The organism is Streptomyces sp. JLBJ103 (genome assembly GCF_058215575.1).
Genome location: NZ_CM177089.1, coordinates 2,611,016 through 2,633,004, shown reverse-complemented (window position 1 = coordinate 2,633,004; position 21,989 = coordinate 2,611,016). Strand labels below are relative to the sequence as shown.

Genomic DNA, 21,989 nt, shown 5'->3' with positions numbered 1-21,989 from the left:
GGATGAGGCTATACAGGGCATGGGAAACGGACCATGAACACCGGGCCCCGTTCCGCGGTGTCGCGGAACGGGGCCCGGTGGCGCTCGGTTGTGCCGGGTGCCGTCAGCTCTCGGTCACAGCCTCGGGCTGGGCCGCCGCACGGGTGCGGCGACGGCGGCGGACCGGCTTGGCCTCACCGTCGGCGGTCTGCTCCGCGGTCGCATCGGTTTCCACGGCATCGGCGGCCTTGGTGCGGGTGCGGCGACGGGCGGGCTTGGCGTCCGCGGTGTCGGTGCCCTCGGAGGTCGCGACGGCCGCCTCGGCGGGGGCGTCGGCCTTGGCCCGGGTGCGGCGGCGGCGCGGCTTGGCCGCGGCCTCCTCGCCCTCGGCGGTCTGCTCCGCGGTCGCATCGGTTTCCACGGCATCGGCGGCCTTGGCCCGGGTGCGACGGCGGCGCGGCTTGGCCGCGGCCTCCTCGGCCGGAGCCTCAGCCGCTGCCGGGGCGGCCTCGGCGGTCTCCGCCGCGTCGACCGCGGCGGTGGCCGCCTCGCCCGCGCTCGCCGCACCACCGCGCGTACGGCGGCGGCGACGGGGCTGACGCGGCTCGGTGGCGCCCTCGGCGGAGTCGGCGGCGGCCTCGGCGGCCGGAGTCCCCTCCGCCGCGCTCGAGCCCTCCGCGGACACACCGCCGCGGGTGCGGCGCCGGACCCGCGGGGTGCGGGTGCGCGCCGGGCGCTCCTCCGGGGCACCGGAGGACCGGCGGCCACGGCCGCCCCGGCCGCCGGTCTCACCGAGGTCCTCGATCTCCTCGGCGGCCAGTCCGGCCCGGGTGCGCTCGGCACGCGGCAGGACACCGGTGGTGCCCTCCGGGATGCTCAGCAGCTCGTAGAGGTGCCCGGAGGTGGAGTAGGTCTCCTCCGGGTCGTTGAACGGCAGGTCCAGCGCCTTGTTGATCAGCTGCCAGCGCGGGATGTCGTCCCAGTCGACGAGGGTGACGGCGGTACCCGACGCACCCGCCCGGCCGGTGCGGCCGATGCGGTGCAGATAGGTCTTCTCGTCCTCCGGCGACTGGTAATTGATCACATGGGTTACGCCCTCGACATCGATACCGCGCGCGGCGACATCGGTGCAGACCAGCACATCGACCTTGCCGTTGCGGAAGGCGCGCAGCGCCTGCTCGCGTGCCCCCTGGCCGAGGTCGCCGTGGACCGCTCCGGAGGCGAAACCGCGCCGGGCGAGCTGGTCGGCGATGTCGGCGGCGGTCCGCTTGGTGCGGCAGAAGATCATCGCGAGACCGCGGCCCTCGGCCTGGAGCACCCGCGCCACGACCTCCGGCTTGTCCAGCGAGTGGGCACGGAAGACATGCTGGGTGATGTTGGCCACGGTCGCGCCCTCGTCATCCGGCGCGGTGGCGCGGATGTGGGTCGGCTGCGACATGTAGCGCCGGGCCAGGGAGATGACCTGCCCCGGCATGGTCGCCGAGAACAGCATGGTCTGGCGCTTGGCGGGCAGCAGCTGGATGATCTTCTCGACGTCGGGCAGGAAGCCCAGGTCGAGCATCTCGTCGGCCTCGTCGAGGACGAGCACCTTGACGGCGGAGAGCCGCAGCTTCTTCTGGCCCGCCAGGTCCAGCAGGCGGCCGGGGGTGCCGACGACCACGTCGACGCCCTTCTTCAACGCCTCGACCTGCGGTTCGTAGGCGCGGCCGCCGTAGATCGACAGAACGCGGACGTCGCGGACCTTGCCGGCGGTGAGCAGATCGTTGGTGACCTGCTGGCAGAGCTCGCGGGTGGGGACGACCACAAGCGCCTGCGGGGCTTCGGTGAGCTGCTCGGGCTTGGCCCGGCCGGCCTCGACGTCCACGGGGACGACGACGCGCTCCAGCAGCGGGAGGCCGAAGCCCAGCGTCTTGCCGGTGCCGGTCTTGGCCTGGCCGATGACGTCGGTGCCGGAGAGGGCGACCGGAAGCGTCATTTCCTGGATGGGGAACGGGGACGTGATGCCGACGGCTTCCAGGGCCTCGGCTGTCTCGGGGAGGATCCCGAGTTCTCGGAAGGTGGTCAGGATGTTTGCCTCTTCTGTGAGACGCGGCGGGAGGCGGCGAAGGGGATCGCACAGCGCCCGGGTGCACCGGCCTTGGGGCGGCCGGTTCGGCGCGGGACCACTGCCCTCGCTCGAGCGCTCTCGCCGCGAGCGGGTCCCTCCTGCCGTGCGCATGAACGATGCGCGCCGCGCGGAGGGCGGTCGGTTTGGAGCCGATCGGGCCACCGACCGGGCATCCGCATTCGTGGAACGACCCGCCGGTATGCGACGGGTGCAAATACCACTGTACCCCGGAAGCGCGCATCTGTGACCGTGGAACCGGATGCGCGGCACCGCAGGTCATGGCTGACCAGGGCCTTCCCCATGGCGCTGAGCGGGCTATTGTGCGCTGCATGGAGACGCCTGACACGCCTGAGAACGCCGCAGCCACCGCCGAGGACCGCGCCGGGGAGAGCGCGGCGGACCATCCCGAGGAGCCCGACGCCGAAGCCACCGGGATCGCCGCCCAGGACTGGGACACGGCCGCCGCCGATCCGCAGTACCGGGCCGCCGTCGTGGATCTGCTCGGCGCCCTCGCCTATGGCGAGCTGGCCGCCTTCGAGCGGCTGGCCGAGGACGCCAAGCTGGCGCCCACGCTGGAGGACAAGGCCGAGCTGGCGAAGATGGCGTCCGCCGAGTTCCACCACTTCGAGCGGCTGCGGGACCGGCTGGCGGCGGTCGGCGAGCGGCCGACGGAGGCAATGGAGCCGTTCGCCGCCGCACTGGACGGCTTCCACCGCCAGACCGCGCCGTCGGACTGGCTGGAGGGCCTGGTCAAGGCGTATGTGGGCGACTCGATCGCCAGCGACTTCTACCGCGAGGTGGCCGTCCGGCTCGACGCGGACACCCGCGATCTGGTGCTCCAGGTGCTCGACGACACCGGCCACGCCAGCTTCGCGGTGGAGAAGGTGCGCGCCGCGATCGAGGCCGATCCGCGGGTCGGCGGACGGCTGGCGCTGTGGGCGCGGCGGCTGATGGGCGAGGCGCTGTCGCAGGCGCAGCGGGTGGTCGCGGACCGCGACGCGCTCTCCACGATGCTGGTGGGCGGCTTGGCCGACGGCTTCGACCTGGCGGAGGTGGGCCGGATGTTCTCCCGGATCACTGAGGCGCACACCAAGCGGATGGCGGCGCTGGGCCTGGCGGCCTAGCGAAGAACGGTCTCGCGAAGAGCGGCTTCGCGAAGAGCGGCCGGGCCCGGTCCGGGTCCGGCCGCCCCGGGCCGGTCGTGGGCGGCCTCAGGCCGTGACCGAGCGCCTGCGGCGGGTACGGCCCGCCGGGCGGATGAGCAGCGACAGCAGCGCCGCCGTGAACCCGAGCGCGACGATCAGCACCGCCGCGGACTGGCCCGAGCCCAGCACCGTATGGGCGAGCAGAGCGCCGAAGAGCGCGGCGCCGGGGCCGGTGGACAGCACCAGGGGGCGTGCGGGCAGCCTTCGGGGGCGCCAGCGGCTCGCTCCATACGCGACGGCGAGACCGATCAGTACCGAGCCGAGCGCTTCCCAGAGGATCATGGCGCGTCCTTCCCGTGAGCGGACCGGGACCGGCACGCGATCACGTGTCGGTCGTGCCCGTCCTACCCCTGCCGGAGAGCGGGCAACCCTGTGACCCGGTTGTGCCGAGGGAGACGGTGGAGTGCGCGGCGGGCGGGCGCACACGGCACGTGGGGGAGACGCGGGAAAAGTCAGGCCCAGGGGCGCGCACCACGGGGCGCAGAAGCGCGTACAACGGCGGCGGGGCCCGGTGGATGGATCTCCACCGGGCCCCGCCGCCGTCGCTTGCGACCGCTCAGAGCGCGCCGAATCCGACCTTGCGGGCGGTCGGCTCGCCGATCTCGACATACGCGAGCCGGTCGGCCGGGATGAGGATCTTGCGGCCGTGCTCGTCCACCAGGGTCAGCACCTGAGCCTTGCCACCGAGCGCGTCGGCCACCGCGCGCTCGACCTCCTCGGCAGACTGCCCGCTCTCCAAGATGATCTCGCGGGGCGCGTGCTGCACGCCGATCTTGACCTCCACGGCTTTGTCCCTCCGACGGTCAGTTTGGGGTGCGCGGCCATCCGCGCCGTACGCAGCACACATTAGCCGGGGTGGGCGACCTGCCGGGCGGCCCGGGCACACGCCAGCAGCGAACACGCCCGCCCACGTGAACGCGCGCCCGCGCGGCCGGAGATGCCGCGGATGGCAGAGCGGCTCAGTGCTGCCCGCCGTCGGCCCCGTGCAGCGGGAACCCCGCGATGCCCCGCCAGGTGAGCGAGGTGAGCAACTGCACCGCGGTGTCCCGCGGCACCGTGCTTCCGCTGGAGAGCCAGTAACGCGCGACGACCTGCGAGACTCCGCCGAGGCCGACGGCCAGGAGCATCGACTCGTCCTTGGACAGGCCGGTGTCCTCGGCGATCACCTCACTGATCGCCTCGGCGCACTGGAGCGAGACCCGGTCCACACGCTCGCGCACGGCCGGCTCGTTGGTCAGGTCGGACTCGAAGACGAGACGGAAGGCGCCGCCCTCCTCCTCGACGTACGCGAAGTACGCGTCCATGGTCGCGGCGACGCGCTGCTTGTTCTCGGTCGTCGAGGCGAGCGCGGTGCGCACCGCCTGCAACAGTGCCTCGCAGTGCTGGTCGAGCAGGGCGAGATAGAGCTCCAGCTTGCCCGGGAAGTGCTGGTAGAGCACGGGCTTGCTGACCCCGGCGCGCTCGGCGATGTCATCCATCGCCGCCGCGTGGTAGCCCTGTGCGACGAAAACCTCCTGGGCAGCCCCCAGGAGCTGATTGCGTCGGGCTCGGCGCGGCAGGCGCGTACCTCGCGGGCGCGCCTCGGTCTGCTCGATGGCTGTCACGCCGCCTCCCAATTCGAATGTTCTGTGCACGATGTCCACCGCGCCCGCCATCGTACTTTTGGGTAACAGGGCAGCGCGCGGTTCGTGCGGAGAATTTCACGGACCGGACACTATGAAAAGCCCACCATCGGCGCTGGTCACCGGTAGTCCTCCTCACTCACCTCGACGACACGGGCCTGCTCCGCCCGGTCGGCCTCGTTCGCTTCGAGGAGCTCACCGGAGGATGGCTGGTCGTCGCGGTGGGGGACCAGGTCATGGTGTTGCTCGGCGGCGTCCGCCTCGGGGGCCTCGACGTCGAACTCCACGGAGTTGTTGTTGTTGTTCTCGAAGGTCTCGGGGTCGCTCGGGTCGATGGACATGTACTCACCTTCCCGGAGGCAGCAGAGCACCTCCCTGGTAACGAGCCTAGGAGAGGTCACTTTCGGACGCTACGTCGCCTGTGAGTGCGAACACACGGTCAGCGGCGTGATCGTCTCGTAACATTGCCGCATGTCTGCGACCGAGCCGCCGGAAGCCCGCGTTATCGCGGCCGTCCCACCCGCGCGGCCCGCGCGCGTCGGAGCCGGGGAGGAGCTGCGTACCGTCCGGCTGCCCGGACTCACTCTGACCGTGCGCTCCCGCCCCCCGGCCGCCTCCGGTCTGCCGCCCGCACTCTTCGTCCACGGCCTCGGCGGCTCCTCGCTGAACTGGTCCGCGCTGATGGAGGGGCTCGCCGACCGGGTGGACGGCGAGGCGGTCGACCTCCCCGGCTTCGGGGACTCCCCGCCGCCGGACGACGGCGACTACTCGATCACCGGCCACGCCCGCGCCGTGATCCGCCATCTCGACGCCGGTGACCGCGGCCCGGTCCATCTGGTGGGCAACTCGATGGGCGGCGCGATCACCACCCGCGTCGCCGCGCTGCGGCCCGATCTGGTGCGCACCCTCACCCTCGTCTCGCCCGCCCTGCCCGAGCTGCGGCCGCCGCGTACCGCGCTGCCCACCGGACTGCTCGCGATACCCGGGGTGACCCGGCTGTTCACCCGGCTGACCCGGGACTGGGACGCCGAGCGGCGCACCCGCGAGGTGATGATGCTCACCTACGGCGACCCGGGGCGGGTCGGCCCGGAGGACTTCGCGCTGGCCGTGGAGGAGTTCCAGCGCCGCCTCGACCTCCCGTATTTCTGGGACGCGCTCGCGCGGTCGGCGCGCGGTGTCGTCGACTCGTACACCCTGGGCGGCCAGCACTCCCTGTGGCGGCAGGCCGAGCGGGTGCTCGCGCCCACGCTCCTCGTCTACGGTATGCGCGACCAACTGGTGTCCATCCGGATGGCACGGCGGGCGAACGCCACCTTCCGTGACTCCCGTCTGTTGACACTGTTGGACGCCGGACACGTCGCGATGATGGAGTATCCGGAAGCAGTGGCTCACGCCATGCGTGAGCTGCTCGATGACGTTGACGGACAAGAAGGCCGGGAGAGCCGGGCGGTACGGGGCGCCGTACCGGCAGCCGGCGTGGACGGGAGCGGTGCGGCGCGTGGGTAAACACAGCGCACGTGGCAGCCAGGAGGGACGGGGGCACCGGCCCTCAGGCGCGGGCTCCGGTTCCGGCCCCGCGTTCGTCGAGCACAACGCCCCCGGCGCGGCCGGAGCGCCCTCGGGAGCCCCGGGCACCGGGCGCCGCAGGCGCGCCGCACCGGGCGCGGCCGACCCGGCGATGACACCCCCGCAGGGCGTACCGCGGCCGGCGTACGGACCGCAGCCCCCGCCGCCGCACACCCGGGGCGGCCATCCGGAGCACCATGAGCCCGGCGGTGGCTGGGGCGCCCTCGGCAGCCCCCGCGCCTCCACGGGGGCCACGACGATGAACCCGCCGTCGCGCCCCACGGTCTCCGGTGCGGGCGGACTGATGCCCGGCCCGCGCAGGGAGTACCTCGACGCGTTCGACGCACCGGACGCGACGGACGACGGCGAGGACGTCTTCGCCGCCGGAGCGCCGGGAGCGGTCCCGGCGCCGCGCCGCGTGCGGCAGCCGTCCGGTGCCGGTGCGGACGGCGGAAGCCGTGGTGAGCCGCGCGCCGATGACTATGCCGACTATGCCGACGACGCCGGGGACGACGAACCCGAGGGCGGCGCGGGCGGCACCAAGGGCGGCAGGGGCCGGACCTTCACCGGTGTCGCCGCGGCTGCCGTGACCACCGTTCTGGCGGTCGTGGTGGCCGGGCAGGTGGCCGGCGGGTCACTGGAGGACAAGAAGCAGCCGCGCGCCCAGGGCGGCGCGGAGCGCGGCCGCTCCGACAGCGTCTCGCGCGGTGACGACCGGCCCGCGCCGGCCCAGTCCGTCGGTGCGAGGGCCCACCTGTCGTACAGCGAGAAGATGGCGGCCGTCTTTCCGCTCGACCCGAAGCTGCGCGGCCCCGGTGCGTTCACGACCGTCGGCGGGCACGACAAGGCACCCGGCCGGGGTGAGGTGCTGCGCTACCGGGTGGACGTGGAGAAGGAGCTGCCGCTCGACGGCGAGCTGTTCGCCGAGGCCGTCCACAAGACGCTGAACGACGACCGGAGTTGGGGTCACGGCGGCACCCGCACCTTCGAGCGGGTCTCCTCCGGGCACGCCGACTTCGTGATCACCCTCGCAAGCCCCGGGACCACCGCGGCCTGGTGCGCCAAGTCCGGACTCGACGTCGCTGAGCTCAACGTGTCCTGCGACTCGGCGCAGACCCAGCGCGTCATGATCAACGCCTATCGGTGGGCGCAGGGCGCCAAGACCTTCGGCGACGACAAGATGCACATGTACCGGCAGATGCTCATCAACCACGAGGTCGGCCACCGGCTCGGGCACAACCACGAGGTGTGCGGGCGGGACGGCGCGCTCGCTCCGGTGATGATGCAGCAGACGAAGTTCCTGTCGACCGACGGCGCGACCTGCCGCCCCAACGCCTGGCCGTTCCCCAAGCGATAGCCCAACCGTTCCTGCGCGGGCGGCACTCCGCCGGTGGCCCGGAACGGGCCTTCCGGCCGCTATAGCGCCAACAACGCCTCAGCGCGGGGAAGGTCACGGGCGTTCACCCCTTCTGGTGGTGCGACGGACAACCGTCCGTCGCGCTGCCGTCATGCGCGCATAACGTGCTCACGCCGCACGTCGGCGGCATCACGGCTTGCCCACAGGAAGATCGGGGGTGCGCTCATGCGCGTGGCACTGCTCACGGAGGGTGGTTATCCGTATGCGACTGGTGAGGCGCGGGTGTGGTGCGACCGGCTCGTCCGGGGCCTGGACCAGCATGAGTTCGAGGTCTACGCGCTGAGCCGCAGCGCCCGCCAGGACGCCGAGGGCTGGGCCGAACTCCCCGCCCAGGTGCGGCGGGTGCGCACCGCCCCGCTGTGGGGCGCCCCGCCCGCGCGGCGCGCGGGCCGCAGGCAGCGGCGGCGGTTCGCCGGGCACTTCGGTGAACTGGCCGCCGCGATCGCCTCTCCAGGTGGCCCGGAGCCGGGCACCGGACATCAGGCGGACCGTTTCGCCAACGGTCTCTACGGGCTCGCCGAACTCGCCCTCGAGCACGGCGGACTCCCCGCCGCGCTCCGCTCCGAGGACGCCGTCCGCCTGCTGGAGCGCGCGTGCCACCTCCCCGGTGCCGCGCGCGGCGCCCAGCAGGCGCGGGTCGCCGATCTGCTGACGGTCACCGAGGCGCTGGAGCGCGCGCTGCGGCCCCTGTCCCTGGACTGGTACGGCCCCGGCGGCCTCGGCGGGGCCGATCTGTGCCATGCCACCTCCGGCGGCGCGGCCGCCCTCCCGGGGCTGGTGGCCAAGCGCTTCTTCGGCACCCCACTGCTGGTCACGGAGTACGGCGTACGGGTGCGCGAGCACTACCTCGAGGGCTGCCCGGCGGACCCGGCGCGGCCCGCCGCCGTCCGCTCCGCGCCCGTCCGCACCCTGCTCTCCGCGTTCCAGGGGTGCCTGGCCGCGGAGGTGTACACCCGGGCCGCGCTGATCACCCCCGGCAACACCCACGCCCGCCGCTGGCAGGAGCGGTGCGGCGCCGACCCGGAGCGGCTGCGCACCGTCTACCCCGGTATGGACGCCGCCCGCTTCGCGGAGGTCGGCGAAGGCGGCCAGGGCGGCCAGGGCGTCTCCGGCGGCGACGGCGGCACGGTCTCCGGTGGCGACGACCGGACGCTGGTGTGGGTGGGCCGTATCGAGCCGCCCAAGGACGTCGTCGCCCTGCTGCACGCGTTCGCGGAGGTGCGGCGCCGGAGACCGGACGCGCGGCTGCGCGTCATCGAGACCCGGCGCGCGGACGCTTCCACGGAACCGGTGGGAGGTGCGCCGGGCGAGGACTACCCGGCCCACTGCCGCGCCCTCGCTGCGCATCTCTTCCCCGACGAGGCCGTGGACGCCCACACCGTGGGCGACAACCCGGTCTCCTTCGAACGGCTCGGCGAGCCCGGTGTGCCGTCTCTCCCTCAGGCGTACGCGGCAGGCGGGGTCGTGGTGCTCTCCAGCGTGGTCGAGGGCTTCCCGGTGGGGCTGGTCGAGGCGATGTTCTGCGGGCGGGCCACGGTGTCGACGGATGTGGGCGCGGTGTGCGAGGCCATCGGCGGCACCGGGTTGGTGGTGCCCCCGCGCAACCCCCGGGCGCTCGCGGACGCCTGTCTCGCGCTGTTGGGCGACCCCGCCCGTCGCGCGCGCCTGGGCGCCGCGGCACGCGCCCGTGCGCTGGAGCTGTTCACGATCGAGCAGAACGTGGCGGCGTTCCGCGGTATCTACCTGGAGTTGATGTCGCACTGCCCGGTGCGGCGCGAGGAGGTCGGCGAGGGCGGTGCGCCGCTGCCGTTCGCCCTCCCGGCGGAGGCCCATATCCCGGGCCGCTGGACCGCGGGCCGGGACGGCGACCGCTTCGGCCACTGGCCCGCGGCGCCCGCGCCGTCCCGCGGCCCGCAGGACCACACCCCCACCTGGGCCGCCCCGCCGCCCCGTGAACCGCTGAGCGTGGGCCCGCAGGGCAGCGCCACCGAGGAGGGCGCATGACCACGCCCCACGAGCCGACCCCGGACGCCCTCACCCCGGACGCCCCCAGCACCCCCACCTCCCCCGGCGGCTGGAACCGCCCCTCCCGCGCCCTGATCGCCCCCGGGAGGGCCACACCGGGGGCCGCGGCCCGGACGCCGTACATGGGGGAGTCGGGCAGGGGCGGCGAACCGCCGTGGCCGGATGCCGTGGACCGTACGGGCGCGGGGCAGCCGGAGACGGCGCGTACCCCGGGAGCCCACGCCCCCGCGGGAGATCCGGCCGCGCCCGAGGACGGGGCCGCCGCGCCCGAGGACGACCACAGGGCCCGGCCGACCGGCGCGGCGGGGCGGCGGGGTCCCGCCGATCCGGTGCGCGAGCTGATGCACCGGCATCACGATCTCTGCGCTCGCGCCGTCGATCCGCTGGAGATCGCCGCCGGTCTTGAGGCCCACGGGGTGACGGACCGTACCGCCGCCCGCTTCCGGCACCGTGATGTCTTCGCCCTCGCCGAGGAGCTGTACGCCCGGGTGCCCCGTGCCGAGTACCGGGCCGACGAACCCGCCGACGAACCCGCCGACGAACCCGCCGACGCTCCCGTCCCGAGCCCCGAGCGCGGCTCCTGGGCGCTGTGGCCGCTGCCCGGGGCACTCTGCGCGATGACCGCCTGGGCGGTCCTCAGGCCGGACATCGCGCCGCCCGTCGTCCGGGCCGCCCTCGGCGTGACCGGCGCCGTCCTGGTGGGTGTCGCGCTGTGGCTCTGTCTGAGCCGGGGCCCGCTGCGGATCGCCGGACGCGGGCGCGCCGGGCGGTTCGCGGACCTCGCGGGACCGCTCTGCCTCGGCTGGCTCCTGGGCTACGCCGCCTGCGGGGACTGGCTGCTCACCGGGCTGGTGACCGGGGAGCGCGGCGCGTACGACACGGCGCGCGGCGCCGAGACCGCCGTGGTCCTCGCGCTGGCCACCGCGCCCGCGGCCGGGTGCGCCCGCTGGTTCGCGGTACGGGCGCGCCGGAGGCTGACCGGCAGCCGCGGGCTCGAGGAGTTCGCGGCCGGGGTCCGGCCGCTGTTCGTGCTCACCGCCCTCGGCTTCCTGGCCGCGTCGGCGCCCTTGGTGCTCGCGGCCCGGCTCGTCCTCCCCCTGTCGCCGTCCGGCACCGGCTCGGTCACCGCCACCGAGGCGGCCGCCGTCGCGCTGGCCGCGCTGCTGTTCGCGGCCCGGCTGCTCGCCGTCCATGGCTTCCGCGCGGCGGCGATCAGCGGGCTGGCCGCGGCCGGTGCGGCCGAGGCGGCGGTGGAGGTCACCGCGCTGGCCGCGCGGCTGCCCGGCGGAGCGCCGCTCGGCGAACCCGTGGCCCGGCTGATCGCCGCTCACGGCGCGGCCGTTGTGCCCGCGGCGGCCTGCGCCGCCGCCGCGCTCGGACTGCTCGGGTACGCCTGCGCCGTCCTCTCCCGCGCCTCGGCCCACGGCACCACCCCGGGCGCCTCCGACAGCCGCACCACCCGCCGTGGCCCGCACCGCGGCGACAGCACCCACCCCGCGCCCTGCGAGGCGCCCCAGTGAACCCGCCACCCCCCGCACGACCGCGTACCACCCTGCCACCCTTACGAGGAGCGACCACATGAGCGACGACCTGTCCCGTCCACGCGCCCGCGCGGGGAGGCGTGACCGATGAGAGTCCTGCTGCTCGGCTCCGGCGGATACCTCGGCCGCTATGTCGCGGAGCATCTGCTCGCCGACCCGGCCGTCCAGCTCACCGCGCTCGGCCGCGGCGACGACGCCGATGTGCGCTTCGACCTCTCCAGCGGCAGCCCCGGCGCGCTCACCCGCTTCCTCAACGCCGTCCACCCCGGTGTGGTGATCAACTGCGCGGGGGCCACCCGCGGCGGGGCCCGGGAGCTCACCCGGCACAACACGGTGGCCGTGGCGACGGTCTGCGAATCGCTGCGGCGCAGCGGCTGCGGCGCCCGGCTGGTGCAGATCGGCTGCTCCTCGGAGTACGGGCCCTCGCAGCCTGGTTCCTCGACCGCCGAGGACGCCGTGCCGCGCCCCGGAGGCCCGTACGGGGTGAGCAAGCTGGCCGCCACCGAGCTGGTGCTCGGCTCGGGCCTGGACGCGGTGGTGCTGCGGGTGTTCTCCCCGGTGGGGCCCGGCACCCCGGCCGGTTCGCCGCTGGGCCGGCTCGCCGAGGCGATGCGCCGGGCGATGCAGTCGGGGGAGAGTGAGCTGAAGCTGAGCGGGCTCGGCGTCCAGCGGGACTTCGTGGACGTCCGGGATGTGGCGCGCGCGGTGCACGCCGCCTCGTTGTCGGCGGCGCAGGGGGTGGTCAACATCGGCACCGGGCGCTCGGTGCGGCTGCGCGAGGCGGCCGCCGTGCTGGCCCGGGTGGCGGGCTACGGCGGCTCCCTGCACGAGATCGACGCCCCACCGGGGCGCGGGATGGTGCACTACGGGCCCGGCGCCGGGGCCCATGTCCCGGCTCCCGGCCACGGCCCGGGGCACGGCCTTGGCCATCACCCCCACCCGGCGGCGGAGGGGCACCCCACCGGTGGCGGCGCGGCCACCTTCCCCTACCCGGACGGCTGCGGCAGCTGGCAGCAGGCGGATGTGCGCACCGCCCGCGACCGGCTCGGCTGGCGCTCCAGGATCCCTCTGGAGGAGTCGCTCGCCGACATCTGGATGGAGGCGGCATGTCGCATCTGACCTCCCCGGGTCCGCTGCGCGACATCCCCGCCACCGATCATGCGCTCGGCCTGGGCGTCCCGGGGTACGCGCATCCGCTGGTGGCGCCCACCGAGTGGGCGGAGCTGGCCCGGCCGGGCACCCCGGTGGACTGGACGGTGCTCTCGGTGGGGCGCGGCCCCGGCGCGCGCCGGGATCCGCACTGGCTCACCGCGGTGGCCCGGCTGCGCGCCGCGGGCGTGCGGGTGCTGGGGCATCTGGACGCCCGCTGCGGCACTCGCCCGTTCGGGGAGCTGGTCTCCGACGCCGACCACTTCCTGGACTGGTACCGGGTCGACGGCTTCCTCCTGGACCGCTGCCCCGCCGACCGCCCCGGCCTCGCGGAGGTCCGCCGTACGGTCACCACGCTGCGCGCGCTGCTCGGCGGGGGACATATGGTGCTCGGCCAGGGCACCCATCCGTACCCGGAGTACATGGAGATCGCCGAGCAACTGGTGACCTTCCGCGGCGCCTGGCCGGACTACCGTTGGTCCCAGGTCGCGGAGTGGACGGCGGGATATCCGCCCGAACGCTTCTGCCATCTGGTGCACGGCGTCCCCCGGCCGCATCTGGAGGAGGCGCTGCGGATCGCCCGCTGGCAGGGCGCGGGGACGATTTATTTCACCGACCGTACGCACCATCCGGGGCAGCGGGTCTCCGCCTCCGCCCCCTGGGAAGCCCTGCCCGGCTACTGGGACGACATCGTCTCGCGCATCGGACCGCGTGTCATGGAATGAGATGGGGCGTGGCAGTGTTACGAGAAGAAAACCACCCCGCTCACGCGGGGGTGCATGTCCGTCTGCTCCCTCCCCTTACGGAGTCCCCGTGTCGCTGCCACCCCTGGTCGAGCCGGCTGCCGAGCTCACCGTCGACGAGGTCCGCAGGTACTCGCGCCATCTGATCATCCCCGATGTCGGGATGGACGGGCAGAAGCGGCTGAAGAACGCCAAGGTCCTCTGTGTGGGCGCGGGCGGCCTCGGCTCCCCGGCCCTGATGTACCTCGCGGCGGCCGGTGTCGGCACCCTCGGCATCGTGGAGTTCGACGAGGTCGACGAGTCCAACCTGCAGCGCCAGATCATCCACAGCCAGTCGGACATCGGCCGCTCCAAGGCCGCGTCGGCGCGTGACTCGGTGCTGGGCATCAACCCGTATGTGAACGTTGTCCTCCACGAGGAGCGCCTCGAGGCGGACAACGTCATGGAGATGTTCTCCCAGTACGACCTGATCGTGGACGGCACGGACAACTTCGCCACCCGCTATCTGGTCAACGACGCGTGCGTGCTGCTGAACAAGCCGTACGTCTGGGGTTCGATCTACCGCTTCGACGGCCAGGCGTCGGTCTTCTGGTCCGAGCACGGCCCGTGCTACCGCTGCCTGTACCCGGAGCCCCCGCCGCCCGGCATGGTGCCGTCCTGCGCCGAGGGCGGTGTGCTCGGCGTGCTGTGCGCCTCCATCGGCTCGATCCAGGTCACCGAGGCGATCAAGGTCCTCACCGGCACCGGCGATCCGCTGGTCGGCCGGTTGATGATCTACGACGCCCTGGAGATGACCTACCGCCAGGTCAAGGTCCGCAAGGACCCGGACTGCGCGGTCTGCGGTCCGAACGCGACGGTCACCGAGCTGATCGACTACGAGGCGTTCTGCGGTGTGGTCTCGGAGGAGGCCCAGGAGGCCGCCGCCGGGTCCACCATCACGCCCAAGCAGCTCAAGGAGTGGATCGACGACGGCGAGAACATCGACATCATCGATGTCCGCGAGCCGAACGAGTACGAGATCGTCTCCATCCCCGGCGCCCGGCTGATCCCGAAGAACGAGTTCCTGATGGGCGGCGCCCTCCAGGAGCTTCCGCAGGACAAGAAGATCGTCTTGCATTGCAAGACGGGCGTCCGGTCCGCGGAAGTCCTGGCCGTGCTGAAGTCCGCGGGCTTCGCGGACGCCGTGCACGTGGGCGGCGGTGTGATCGGCTGGGTCAACCAGATCGAGCCCGAGAAGCCCATCTACTGAGGCGCGCGTCCGCTGTCGGGACGCCCAACGCCCGCGGGGCCCGGACCGGTGACGGTCCGGGCCCCGCGGGCGTATCCGGTCAGGAAGGTCAGGAAGGCCAGGAAGGCTACGAACAGGTGGTGCCGCTCGAGGGCACCTTCCCGTTCAGCAGATAGGCGTTCACCGTCTTGGTCATACAGGTGTTGCCGCTGTTGTACGCGCCGTGGCCCTGGCCCTTGTAGGTGACCTCGACCCCCACGCGCGGGCCGAGTTCCCCGACCATCTTGCGCGCCCCGGCGTACGGGGTGGCCGGGTCGCCGGTGTTGCCGACCACGAGGATCGGCGCCGAGCCCTTGGCGCTCACCTCCGGGCCGTCCGCCATGCCGTCCACGGGCCAGTTGGTGCAGCCGAGCATGCCCCAGGCCAGGTACTCACCGAAGACCGGAGAAGCCTTGCGGAACCGGGGCAGCTGGGTCTTCACGTCGTCGACCGTGTAACGCTGTTTGTCGTCCACGCAGTTGATGGCCGTATTGGCGGCATTGATATTGCTGTAGCGGCCGTTTTCATCACGCCCGGCCATGGAATCCGACATCGCCAGCAGCATGTTGCCCTTGCCGAAGTGCATCGCTTCCTGAAGGGCGGTCGTCAGGATGTTCCAGCTTTCCTGGTCGTACAGGGCGGCGGCGATTCCGCTCAGCGCGCCGTCCTGGGTGAGCTTGCGGCCGCTCGCGGTGGCCAGCGGCTTTTTGTCCAGCTCTTTCAGAAACGCGGCGATCTTGGCGTCGCCCGCTTCGGCATCGCCACCGGTCGGGCAGAGGGCGCCCTTCTTGGCGCAGTCCTTCAGATAGTTGTCGAGGGCCAGTTGAAATCCCTTGGCCTGGCCGTAGGCGCTCCCTTCGGGGTCCTCGGTCGGGTCGACGACGGCGTCGAGCACCGCGCGTCCCACACGCCGGGGGAAGAGATGGGCGTAGACGCCGCCGAGTTCGGTGCCGTACGAGATACCGAAATACGAGAGTTTCTTGTCGCCGAGCACCTGGCGCATGAGATCCATGTCCCGGGCGGCGCTGACGGTATCCACATGAGGCAGCACCCGGCCGGACTTCTTCTTGCACGCGGCGCTGAATTTCCGGGCGTCCGCCAGTGCGGCCTTGAGCTCGTCCTCGTCGTCCGGTGTGCCGTCGACGGCGTCGGTCGCGTCCATCTCCTTGTCGCTCAGGCAGGTCACCCCCGCGCTCTCGCCGACCCCGCGGGGATCGAAGCTCACCAGGTCATAGCGGGTGCGCAGCTGCGCGTAGTCGTCGGCGAAGCTGGGCAGCGAGGAGACACCGGAACCGCCGGGGCCGCCGAAATTGAACACCAGGGAGCCGATCCGCCGGTCCTTGTCGGTGGCCTTGGCCCGGATCATGGCGAGATCGATCGTTTCGCCGTCCGGCTTTCCGTAGTCCAGCGGGGCCTTGAGCGTGGCGCATTCCCACTCGCTCCCCGGCGCCGTACCGGCGCCCTGGACCGGCGACGGCGGAGGGCAGGATTCCCACTTCGGCTTCTGGCCGGTGAGCGAATCCGGCAGGGCGCTGTCCGATGCGGCCGGAGCCTGGGCGGACGGACTGGACTGCCCGTTGCCCTGGTCGTTTCCGCCGTCGCCATCGCAGCCGGCGACAGCGGTGAGAGTGACCACGACGGCCGCGGAGACCAGTGCCCTGGTCCGTATGGTGCGTAGGGAGCTCGACATAACCGGTGATCCTAGGAGGTGGTGGAAGCGTGCGTGTTCGCGCCTGTTCTCAATACGTTCACGGTTGGTGCCGTGGTTGGTGCCACCGCATTCCCTACGTACAGACCTTGCCCTTTTCCGGCACTTTGCCCTGGAGGAGATAGGCGTTGGCGATCCGGCGGACACAGCCGCTGCCGCTGTCGTACGCGCCGTGGCCCTGTCCCTTGTAGGTGAGTTCGACGCCGACGCCGGGGCCGAGTTCCTGTGCCATCTTCCGCGCCCCGGAGTAGGGCGTGGCCGGGTCGCCGGTGTTTCCGACGACCAGGATGGGCGCGGAGCCGGGGGCGCTGACGTCCGGTGTCGTCCAGGTGCCGGGCACCGGCCAACCGGTGCACTGGGTGAGGCTCCAGGCCAGGAAGTCGCCGAAGACCGGAGACGCCTTGCGGAAGGCGGGCAGTTTCCGTGCGATGTCGCCGACCGTGTAGCGCTGTTTGTAGTCGGCGCAGGTGATGGCGGTCAGGGATGCCTGGAGGGTGCTGTAGTCGCCGTCCTGGTCCCGTCCGTTCATGGCGTCGCCCAGGGCGAGCAGGATCCTGCCGTCGCCCTGCCGGGCGGCGGCGAGCCCCTGGGTGAGGTACTGCCAGAACTGCTCCGAGTACAGGGACTGCGCGACACCGCCCGAGGCCAGCGACTCGGTCAGCTTCCGGCCCTGGCCGGTGGGCAGCGGACGGGTGTCGAGACGCTTGAGGAAGGCGCGGATCTGCGCCGCGGTGGGGCAGCTCGTGACGCCGCCCATCCCGCCGCTCCGGTCGCAGTCCTTCGCATAGTTGTTCAGTGCGAGCTGGAACCCCTTGGCCTGGCCGAGCGCCCCCTGTTCCGGCGTCTGCGTGGGGTCCACGACCCCGTCGAAGAGCGCGCGGCCCACCGTGCGTGGGTACAGGTGGGCGTAGACGCCGCCGAGTTCGGTGCCGTACGAGATGCCGAAGTAGTGCAGCTTGCGGTCGCCGAGAACACGGCGCATCAGGTCCATGTCGCGGGCGGCGTTGGCGGTGCCGACATAGGGCAGCACCTTTCCGGAGTTCTTCTCGCACGCGGCCGCGTACCCCTTGACCCGCCGGACCAGACCCTTGACCTCGGCGGGGGTGTCCGGGGTCGCGTCGGCGGCGTAGTAGGCGTCGAGCTGTTTCCCGTCCAGACAGCGCACCCCGCTGCTGCGACCGACTCCGCGCGGGTCGAAGCTCACCAGGTCGTAGCGGGCGCGCAGTTGGCGGTAGCTGTCGGCGAGGGCCGGGAGGGTGGCGACGCCGGAGCCGCCGGGGCCGCCGAAGTTGAAGATGAGCGAACCGATCCGGTGGCGGCGGTCGGTGGCCTTGGCGCGGATCATGGCGATGCCGATGGTGTCGCCGTCCGGCTTCCGGTAGTCCAGCGGCACATGGAGCGTCGCGCACTCCCACTCCTTGCCCGGGGCTTTGGCGGTGCTGCCGTCCTGGCTGTCCGAGGGGGCCGGGCAGGGCGCCCAGTCCAGCTTCTGCCCCGCGGAGGTGTCCGGCCGCTCCCCGCCGCCACCGCCGCATCCGGCCGTGAGGGCGGTCAGCAGCAGGACGGCGGCGGACAGCGCACCGGTGCGCAGGGGTCGGGACACGGCGGCTCTCCCGGGGTGGGCGGCGTACCGCCATCCTCGGGGGCCCGGCGCCGGGCCGCGCGCACTGGTCGGACGTACGGGTGAGGAGGGCCCGCCGGAGGGGCCGTACGGCGGCGTCCCGGGGCGCGGACCGCGGGCGTCGGTGGTACGGGCTGGAACAGCCCCCGGGGCATGAGCCGAGGGGCCTACGGGGGTATGGGCCGAGCGGCTCCCCGGGGGTATGGGCCGAACGACCCCCGGGGGTGCCCCTGCGCCCCTAGAGCGCCTCTTTGCGGGTGAGGTGGGTGAAGGCCAGCCAGCCGGGCAGCACCGGCAGCCAGAAGACCATCAGCCGGAAGAGCAGCACCGCGGGCGCGGCGGTCTCGTACGGCAGCCCGGCGAAGGTCAGACCGGCGATCAGCGCGGCCTCGACCGCACCGACACCGCCCGGGGTGGGGGCCGCCGACCCCAGGGCGTTGCCCGCGAGGAAGACGACCGCGATGCTCGCGTAGCTCAGCTCACCGCCGAACGCACGGATCGAGGCGTCGAGGCACAGCACGTTCGCGAGGGTCAGCAGCAGCATCCCGCCGATGCCCGCGACCAGCTTCCTGGGCCGCTGGAGGACGTCCAGCATGCGCGGCACGACACCCGCGAACAGGGAACGCACCCGAGTGGAAACGAACTTCCGCAGGACGGGAATCGCGGTCACTACCAGGACCAGCACCGCGGCCGTCAGCAGCCCGGCGATCACGGTCCGGGACGGTGAGAGGGTCGGGGTGCGCTCGGTCCCGGTGATGTAGCCGAAGGTCAGCAGCAGCACGATATGGCTGGCGAGGCCGAACAGCTGGGAGGCCCCGACACTGGCCACCGCGAGCCCCGGCCGCACCCCCGCACGCTGGAGGAAGCGGGTGTTGAGGGCGACGCCGCCGACCGCCGCGGGCGCCACCAGCTTCACGAACGAGGCGGCCACCTGCGCCAGCACCGTCCGCCCGAAGGGCACCTTCTCGGGGACGAAGCCCAGCAGGCTCATGGCCGCGGCCACATAGGTCAGCGCGGAGAACAGGACCGCGAAGACCACCCAGATCCAGTTGGCCTCGCCGACCACCGCGCCCAGCTTGATGTGGGTGAACTGGGAGAGCAGGAAGTACGCGGCGAAGGCGCCCGCGCAGAAGCTGACCAGGGTGCGCGGTTTGATGCGCTCCAGCCGGACCGGCTCTATGGGCGCCTGCGGTCGCACCAGCAGCACCTGCTGACGGATCTGGGCGAGCAGATCCTCCTCGCGCGCGCCCTCGAGGGCCTCCTCCATCGCCCGCTTCTCCGCCTGCTTCTCGGCCTTCTGCGCCTTGCGGTCGCTGATGGCCGTCTTGTCCTCACGGGCCTCCCGCGCCTCCTTGGCCTCCTTGGCCGCGCGCGACGCTTCCAGCACCGCTTCCCGCTGCCGCTGGGCCCGCTCCCGCGCCAGCTGGCGCAGGGTCGCGCGGGTGCCGCGGCCCAGCGCCAGCGGCTGGAGCAGCGGGAGACTGTCGGCGACCGCGTCCGGGCCGAGGACCTCGACCGCCGCCGCCACCGACCGCTCGGCGCCGACCCGCAGCCCGAGGGTGGTGAGCAGCTGGGCGATGTCCATCCGCAACACCACATCACCTGCCGCGATCTCGCCGCCCCGCAGATCGGTGAGGATCACCCGGCCGTCGCGGTCGACCAGCAGGGCGTCGCTGTCCAGCCGCCGGTGGGCGATCCGCCGCGACTGGAGCGCCTGCAACTGATGCCAGGCCCCGGCCAGCAGCTCATCGGTGAGCTCCTCGTCCGGCAGGGCGTGCAGCGGACGGCCGCCGATGTGCTCGTAGACCAGCATCACCGCGTCCGGGCCCAGCTCGGAGGTGGCGATCAGCTTGGGCGCGTTGGCCCCCGCGGCGATGGCCGCGTACGCGAGCAGCGCCTCCTGCTCCAGGGCCTGGCGCAGCGACTGGAGGCTGCGGGGCGGGGTGATGGTGCGCAGGGTCAGCCGCTGCCAGACGCTGTAGAAGAACCCCTGGGCCTGCTGTTCGCGGTCGACGACGGTGACGTCCAGGGGCGGGCCGTCCTCCAGGGTGACCAGATAACGGCGGCCCCGGTCCCCGTGGTTGGCCTGGTCGCCCTCCGCGGGCTCCTCCGCGCGCATCGCGCTGACCGGGTGGAAACCCACGCGGCGCAGCCCGGCGAGCAGGTTCTGCCCGGTGGGGCGGACGTTGGGGGAGCCGACGGCGTAGAGCGTGCCGTAGGCGACCGTCCAGCCGATCAGCACGGTGATGATGATCGAGAACGGGGTGGTGTAGCCCCCCACGAGCACCGCGAAGGCGTCGAGCAGCAGCACGCACCACATGGCGACCCGCCAGCGCGGGCGGCGGGCCATGCCGACGGCCGTCATATAGGCGATGACGGGGGCGAGATAGCCGTGGACGGGGTCGCTGAAGGTGCCGCCGGGGGCGGGCTGGGTGAGCGCCTCGCGGATCGACGCCGGGGCGCCGTCCGCGACCCACAGATCCGTGGTGAGCGACACCCCATGGGCGAGCACCGCCGCCAGGACGCCGTCGGCGATCCGCAGCCCGTCCCGTTTGATCAGCCGCTCGATGGCGAAGGCCACCGGGAGGACGAGGACGGCGACGCTGGCCGTCAGCCCGGCGAAGTCGATCAGCAGCGGGGGCGCCTGTTTGGTGCCGTGGCCGATGTCCTTCTCCAGGCCCGCGGTGGTGCCGTGCGCGAAGGCCGCGATGGCGAGCACGATGGCGATGCCCAGCACGCCGAGCAGCAGCCGCATGAGGTCGGAGGGGCGGTGGACCCGGGCGGGCAGCAGCGGCTCGTCCCCGGAGACCCGGTCGACATGCGGCTCGGGGCAGTCGTCGCCCTGGGGGTCGTCGGGGCCGGGGTCGGGGTGGCCGCCGTCGTGGCTGTCGGAGACGCCGGGCCGGGGGTCGGGACGCGACAACGCCTCAGAGGTGCGGGCCTCCTCCTCAGGAGGCTGCGCACCCTGCTTCGCTGTCTCTTCTTGATCTCGTATCACCAGTCACCGCCCGGAAGATGGTGGCATGCCCGGGAGGCGGATGAGGGCATCAGGGTGCATTTCGGGGGCGTGAACCTCGGATCGTACGCCGTGTAAAGGATTCCCGCACGCTGAGTGATCACACCGCGACGGGGGAGGTTCGGCCGGAAATGGGGGTGTGCGCGCCCCGGGGGCTGTCGGTGGTGTGCGGCAGGATGGGCCCGATGAGCCGGGAGAACGAGGGACCGGGGGCCGACGAGCTGCCCGAGTACGCGGAGCGGGTGCTGGAGGTCGCCGAGCTGATCCCGCCGGGCCGGGTGATGACCTACGGGGACATCGCCGAGTGGCTCGGGGAGGGCGGGCCCCGCCAGGTCGGCCGGGTGATGGCGCTCTACGGGGGCGCCGTGCCGTGGTGGCGGGTGGTCCGCGCGGACGGTGCGCTGCTGCCCGGCCACGAGCTGCGCGCGCTCGGCCACTACCGCGAGGAGGGCACCCCGCTGCGCCAGGCCCCGCGGTCGGCCGAGGACCACCTGCCCCGGCTCGACATGACCAGGGCCCGCTGGGAGGGCGATCACCCCGGGAGCGGAAGCGGGCCGCCGCGCCCGGCGTAGCGCGGGTGCGGTGAGCGCGGTGCCCGGGAGCCGGGCCCGGCCGGGTACGGGCCGTACGGGCGCGGTGCGCGAGGTTCCGGACGGCGCGGGGTGGCTCGGCGCGGTTCCGGGGTGCGTGCGTTCGCCCGCGGTGTCCCGGCCCGGAGCGGGCCATGGGCGCGCGGGCCGCGTTCGGGGCGGCGCCGAGTGGCCCGGCACGGCCCCGGCGGGTCCATGGCCGGGCCGTGCGCCTTCCGGTGCCGCGGACCGGCTCACCGCCCGGCCCTCGGCCGCCGTGTCCCGGCCCGGAGCGGGCCAAAGCTGTGCCCGTCCGCTCCGCTCGTGACCGGACCGTCCAGCTCCGGTACGCCGGGTTCCAGGAAGCCTGGGCCGGCCCACCGCGCGCCCGGACCGTACGCACCTCCGCGGCGCGCGCCCGGGTCCCGTAAACCCCCGCGCACACCCCCGCGCA

The 21,989-nt window shown here is 73.2% G+C and carries 16 protein-coding genes and 1 pseudogene; 9 read left to right on the top strand and 8 right to left on the bottom strand.

The annotated features are described in order from the left end of the window. Nucleotides 1-103 precede the first annotated feature (103 nt). Nucleotides 104-2,111 (bottom strand): annotated as a pseudogene (locus tag AC4BEG_RS11330) (DEAD/DEAH box helicase). Nucleotides 2,112-2,415: 304 nt separating this feature from the next. Between AC4BEG_RS11330 and AC4BEG_RS11325 the strand changes: the two are divergent. Beyond that, nucleotides 2,416-3,210, top strand: a complete 795-nt coding sequence (locus AC4BEG_RS11325; RefSeq protein ID WP_490705755.1) for a ferritin-like fold-containing protein — start codon at nucleotides 2,416-2,418, stop codon at nucleotides 3,208-3,210. Nucleotides 3,211-3,297: 87 nt separating this feature from the next. Here AC4BEG_RS11325 and AC4BEG_RS11320 read toward each other — a convergent pair whose 3' ends face one another. The 4 genes from AC4BEG_RS11320 to AC4BEG_RS11305 all read right to left on the bottom strand — a co-directional run bounded on the left by AC4BEG_RS11320 (nucleotide 3,298) and on the right by AC4BEG_RS11305 (nucleotide 5,254). Then, nucleotides 3,298-3,573 (bottom strand): hypothetical protein, encoded by a 276-nt coding sequence (locus AC4BEG_RS11320; protein WP_490705754.1) that lies wholly within the window; start codon nucleotides 3,571-3,573, stop codon nucleotides 3,298-3,300. A gap of 274 nt (nucleotides 3,574-3,847) precedes the next feature. Further along, nucleotides 3,848-4,075, bottom strand: a complete 228-nt coding sequence (locus tag AC4BEG_RS11315; RefSeq protein ID WP_490705753.1) for a DUF3107 domain-containing protein — start codon at nucleotides 4,073-4,075, stop codon at nucleotides 3,848-3,850. A 175-nt stretch (nucleotides 4,076-4,250) separates the two neighbouring features. After that, on the bottom strand, nucleotides 4,251-4,895 hold the full coding sequence (locus tag AC4BEG_RS11310; RefSeq protein ID WP_490705752.1) for a TetR/AcrR family transcriptional regulator: 645 nt from the start codon (nucleotides 4,893-4,895) through the stop codon (nucleotides 4,251-4,253). A 137-nt stretch (nucleotides 4,896-5,032) separates the two neighbouring features. After that, complete coding sequence (locus tag AC4BEG_RS11305; protein ID WP_490705751.1) at nucleotides 5,033-5,254, bottom strand: Rv3202a family protein; 222 nt, start codon at nucleotides 5,252-5,254, stop codon at nucleotides 5,033-5,035. A 130-nt stretch (nucleotides 5,255-5,384) separates the two neighbouring features. Between AC4BEG_RS11305 and AC4BEG_RS11300 the strand changes: the two genes are divergently transcribed. From AC4BEG_RS11300 to moeZ, 7 genes are all read left to right on the top strand, one after another. Continuing rightward, nucleotides 5,385-6,419 (top strand): alpha/beta fold hydrolase, encoded by a 1,035-nt coding sequence (locus AC4BEG_RS11300; RefSeq protein WP_490705750.1) that lies wholly within the window; start codon nucleotides 5,385-5,387, stop codon nucleotides 6,417-6,419. Next, the gene (locus tag AC4BEG_RS11295) at nucleotides 6,403-7,836 is read left to right on the top strand and encodes a DUF3152 domain-containing protein (protein ID WP_490707058.1); all 1,434 of its coding nucleotides are present in this window, start codon (nucleotides 6,403-6,405) and stop codon (nucleotides 7,834-7,836) included. Before AC4BEG_RS11300 ends, AC4BEG_RS11295 begins: the two co-directional genes overlap by 17 nt. Before the next feature lie 225 nt (nucleotides 7,837-8,061). After that, nucleotides 8,062-9,900, top strand: coding sequence for a DUF3492 domain-containing protein (locus tag AC4BEG_RS11290; protein WP_490705749.1), 1,839 nt, complete (start codon nucleotides 8,062-8,064; stop codon nucleotides 9,898-9,900). Beyond that, nucleotides 9,897-11,441, top strand: a complete 1,545-nt coding sequence (locus AC4BEG_RS11285) for a hypothetical protein (protein ID WP_490705748.1) — start codon at nucleotides 9,897-9,899, stop codon at nucleotides 11,439-11,441. The genes AC4BEG_RS11290 and AC4BEG_RS11285 overlap by 4 nt, the downstream gene beginning before the upstream one ends. 108 nt (nucleotides 11,442-11,549) lie before the next feature. After that, nucleotides 11,550-12,581, top strand: a complete 1,032-nt coding sequence (locus AC4BEG_RS11280) for an SDR family oxidoreductase (protein WP_490705747.1) — start codon at nucleotides 11,550-11,552, stop codon at nucleotides 12,579-12,581. Continuing rightward, nucleotides 12,569-13,336, top strand: coding sequence for a spherulation-specific family 4 protein (locus AC4BEG_RS11275; RefSeq protein WP_490705746.1), 768 nt, complete (start codon nucleotides 12,569-12,571; stop codon nucleotides 13,334-13,336). Before AC4BEG_RS11280 ends, AC4BEG_RS11275 begins: the two co-directional genes overlap by 13 nt. Before the next feature lie 88 nt (nucleotides 13,337-13,424). After that, complete coding sequence (gene moeZ / locus AC4BEG_RS11270; RefSeq protein WP_490705745.1) at nucleotides 13,425-14,603, top strand: adenylyltransferase/sulfurtransferase MoeZ; 1,179 nt, start codon at nucleotides 13,425-13,427, stop codon at nucleotides 14,601-14,603. 106 nt (nucleotides 14,604-14,709) lie between these two features. On the opposite strand, the gene AC4BEG_RS11265 is transcribed toward moeZ, so the two are convergent. From AC4BEG_RS11265 to AC4BEG_RS11255, 3 genes are all read right to left on the bottom strand, one after another. Beyond that, a complete protein-coding gene (locus AC4BEG_RS11265; RefSeq protein ID WP_490705744.1) occupies nucleotides 14,710-16,311 on the bottom strand; it encodes an alpha/beta hydrolase in 1,602 nt (533 codons plus the stop codon). A 94-nt stretch (nucleotides 16,312-16,405) separates the two neighbouring features. Further along, nucleotides 16,406-17,932, bottom strand: a complete 1,527-nt coding sequence (locus AC4BEG_RS11260) for an alpha/beta hydrolase (protein ID WP_490705743.1) — start codon at nucleotides 17,930-17,932, stop codon at nucleotides 16,406-16,408. Nucleotides 17,933-18,188: 256 nt separating this feature from the next. After that, entirely contained in the window at nucleotides 18,189-20,948 is a 2,760-nt protein-coding gene (locus AC4BEG_RS11255) for a flippase-like domain-containing protein (protein WP_490705742.1), read from the bottom strand. A 203-nt stretch (nucleotides 20,949-21,151) separates the two neighbouring features. On the opposite strand from AC4BEG_RS11255, the gene AC4BEG_RS11250 reads away from it, so the two are divergent. Continuing rightward, nucleotides 21,152-21,538 (top strand): MGMT family protein, encoded by a 387-nt coding sequence (locus AC4BEG_RS11250; RefSeq protein ID WP_490705741.1) that lies wholly within the window; start codon nucleotides 21,152-21,154, stop codon nucleotides 21,536-21,538. The last annotated feature ends 451 nt before the right edge of the window (nucleotides 21,539-21,989 follow it).

What these genes read in the sequence shown, in the direction of transcription:
- AC4BEG_RS11325 (WP_490705755.1), top strand. Translation starts at nt 2,416, where the DNA reads ATGGAGACGCCTGACACGCCTGAGAACGCCGCAGCCACCGCCGAGGAC.
- AC4BEG_RS11320 (WP_490705754.1), bottom strand. Translation starts at nt 3,573, where the DNA reads ATGATCCTCTGGGAAGCGCTCGGCTCGGTACTGATCGGTCTCGCCGTC.
- AC4BEG_RS11305 (WP_490705751.1), bottom strand. Translation starts at nt 5,254, where the DNA reads ATGTCCATCGACCCGAGCGACCCCGAGACCTTCGAGAACAACAACAAC.
- AC4BEG_RS11300 (WP_490705750.1), top strand. Translation starts at nt 5,385, where the DNA reads ATGTCTGCGACCGAGCCGCCGGAAGCCCGCGTTATCGCGGCCGTCCCA.
- AC4BEG_RS11290 (WP_490705749.1), top strand. Translation starts at nt 8,062, where the DNA reads ATGCGCGTGGCACTGCTCACGGAGGGTGGTTATCCGTATGCGACTGGT.
- AC4BEG_RS11285 (WP_490705748.1), top strand. Translation starts at nt 9,897, where the DNA reads ATGACCACGCCCCACGAGCCGACCCCGGACGCCCTCACCCCGGACGCC.
- AC4BEG_RS11280 (WP_490705747.1), top strand. Translation starts at nt 11,550, where the DNA reads ATGAGAGTCCTGCTGCTCGGCTCCGGCGGATACCTCGGCCGCTATGTC.
- AC4BEG_RS11275 (WP_490705746.1), top strand. Translation starts at nt 12,569, where the DNA reads ATGTCGCATCTGACCTCCCCGGGTCCGCTGCGCGACATCCCCGCCACC.
- AC4BEG_RS11265 (WP_490705744.1), bottom strand. Translation starts at nt 16,311, where the DNA reads ATGTCGAGCTCCCTACGCACCATACGGACCAGGGCACTGGTCTCCGCG.
- AC4BEG_RS11250 (WP_490705741.1), top strand. Translation starts at nt 21,152, where the DNA reads ATGAGCCGGGAGAACGAGGGACCGGGGGCCGACGAGCTGCCCGAGTAC.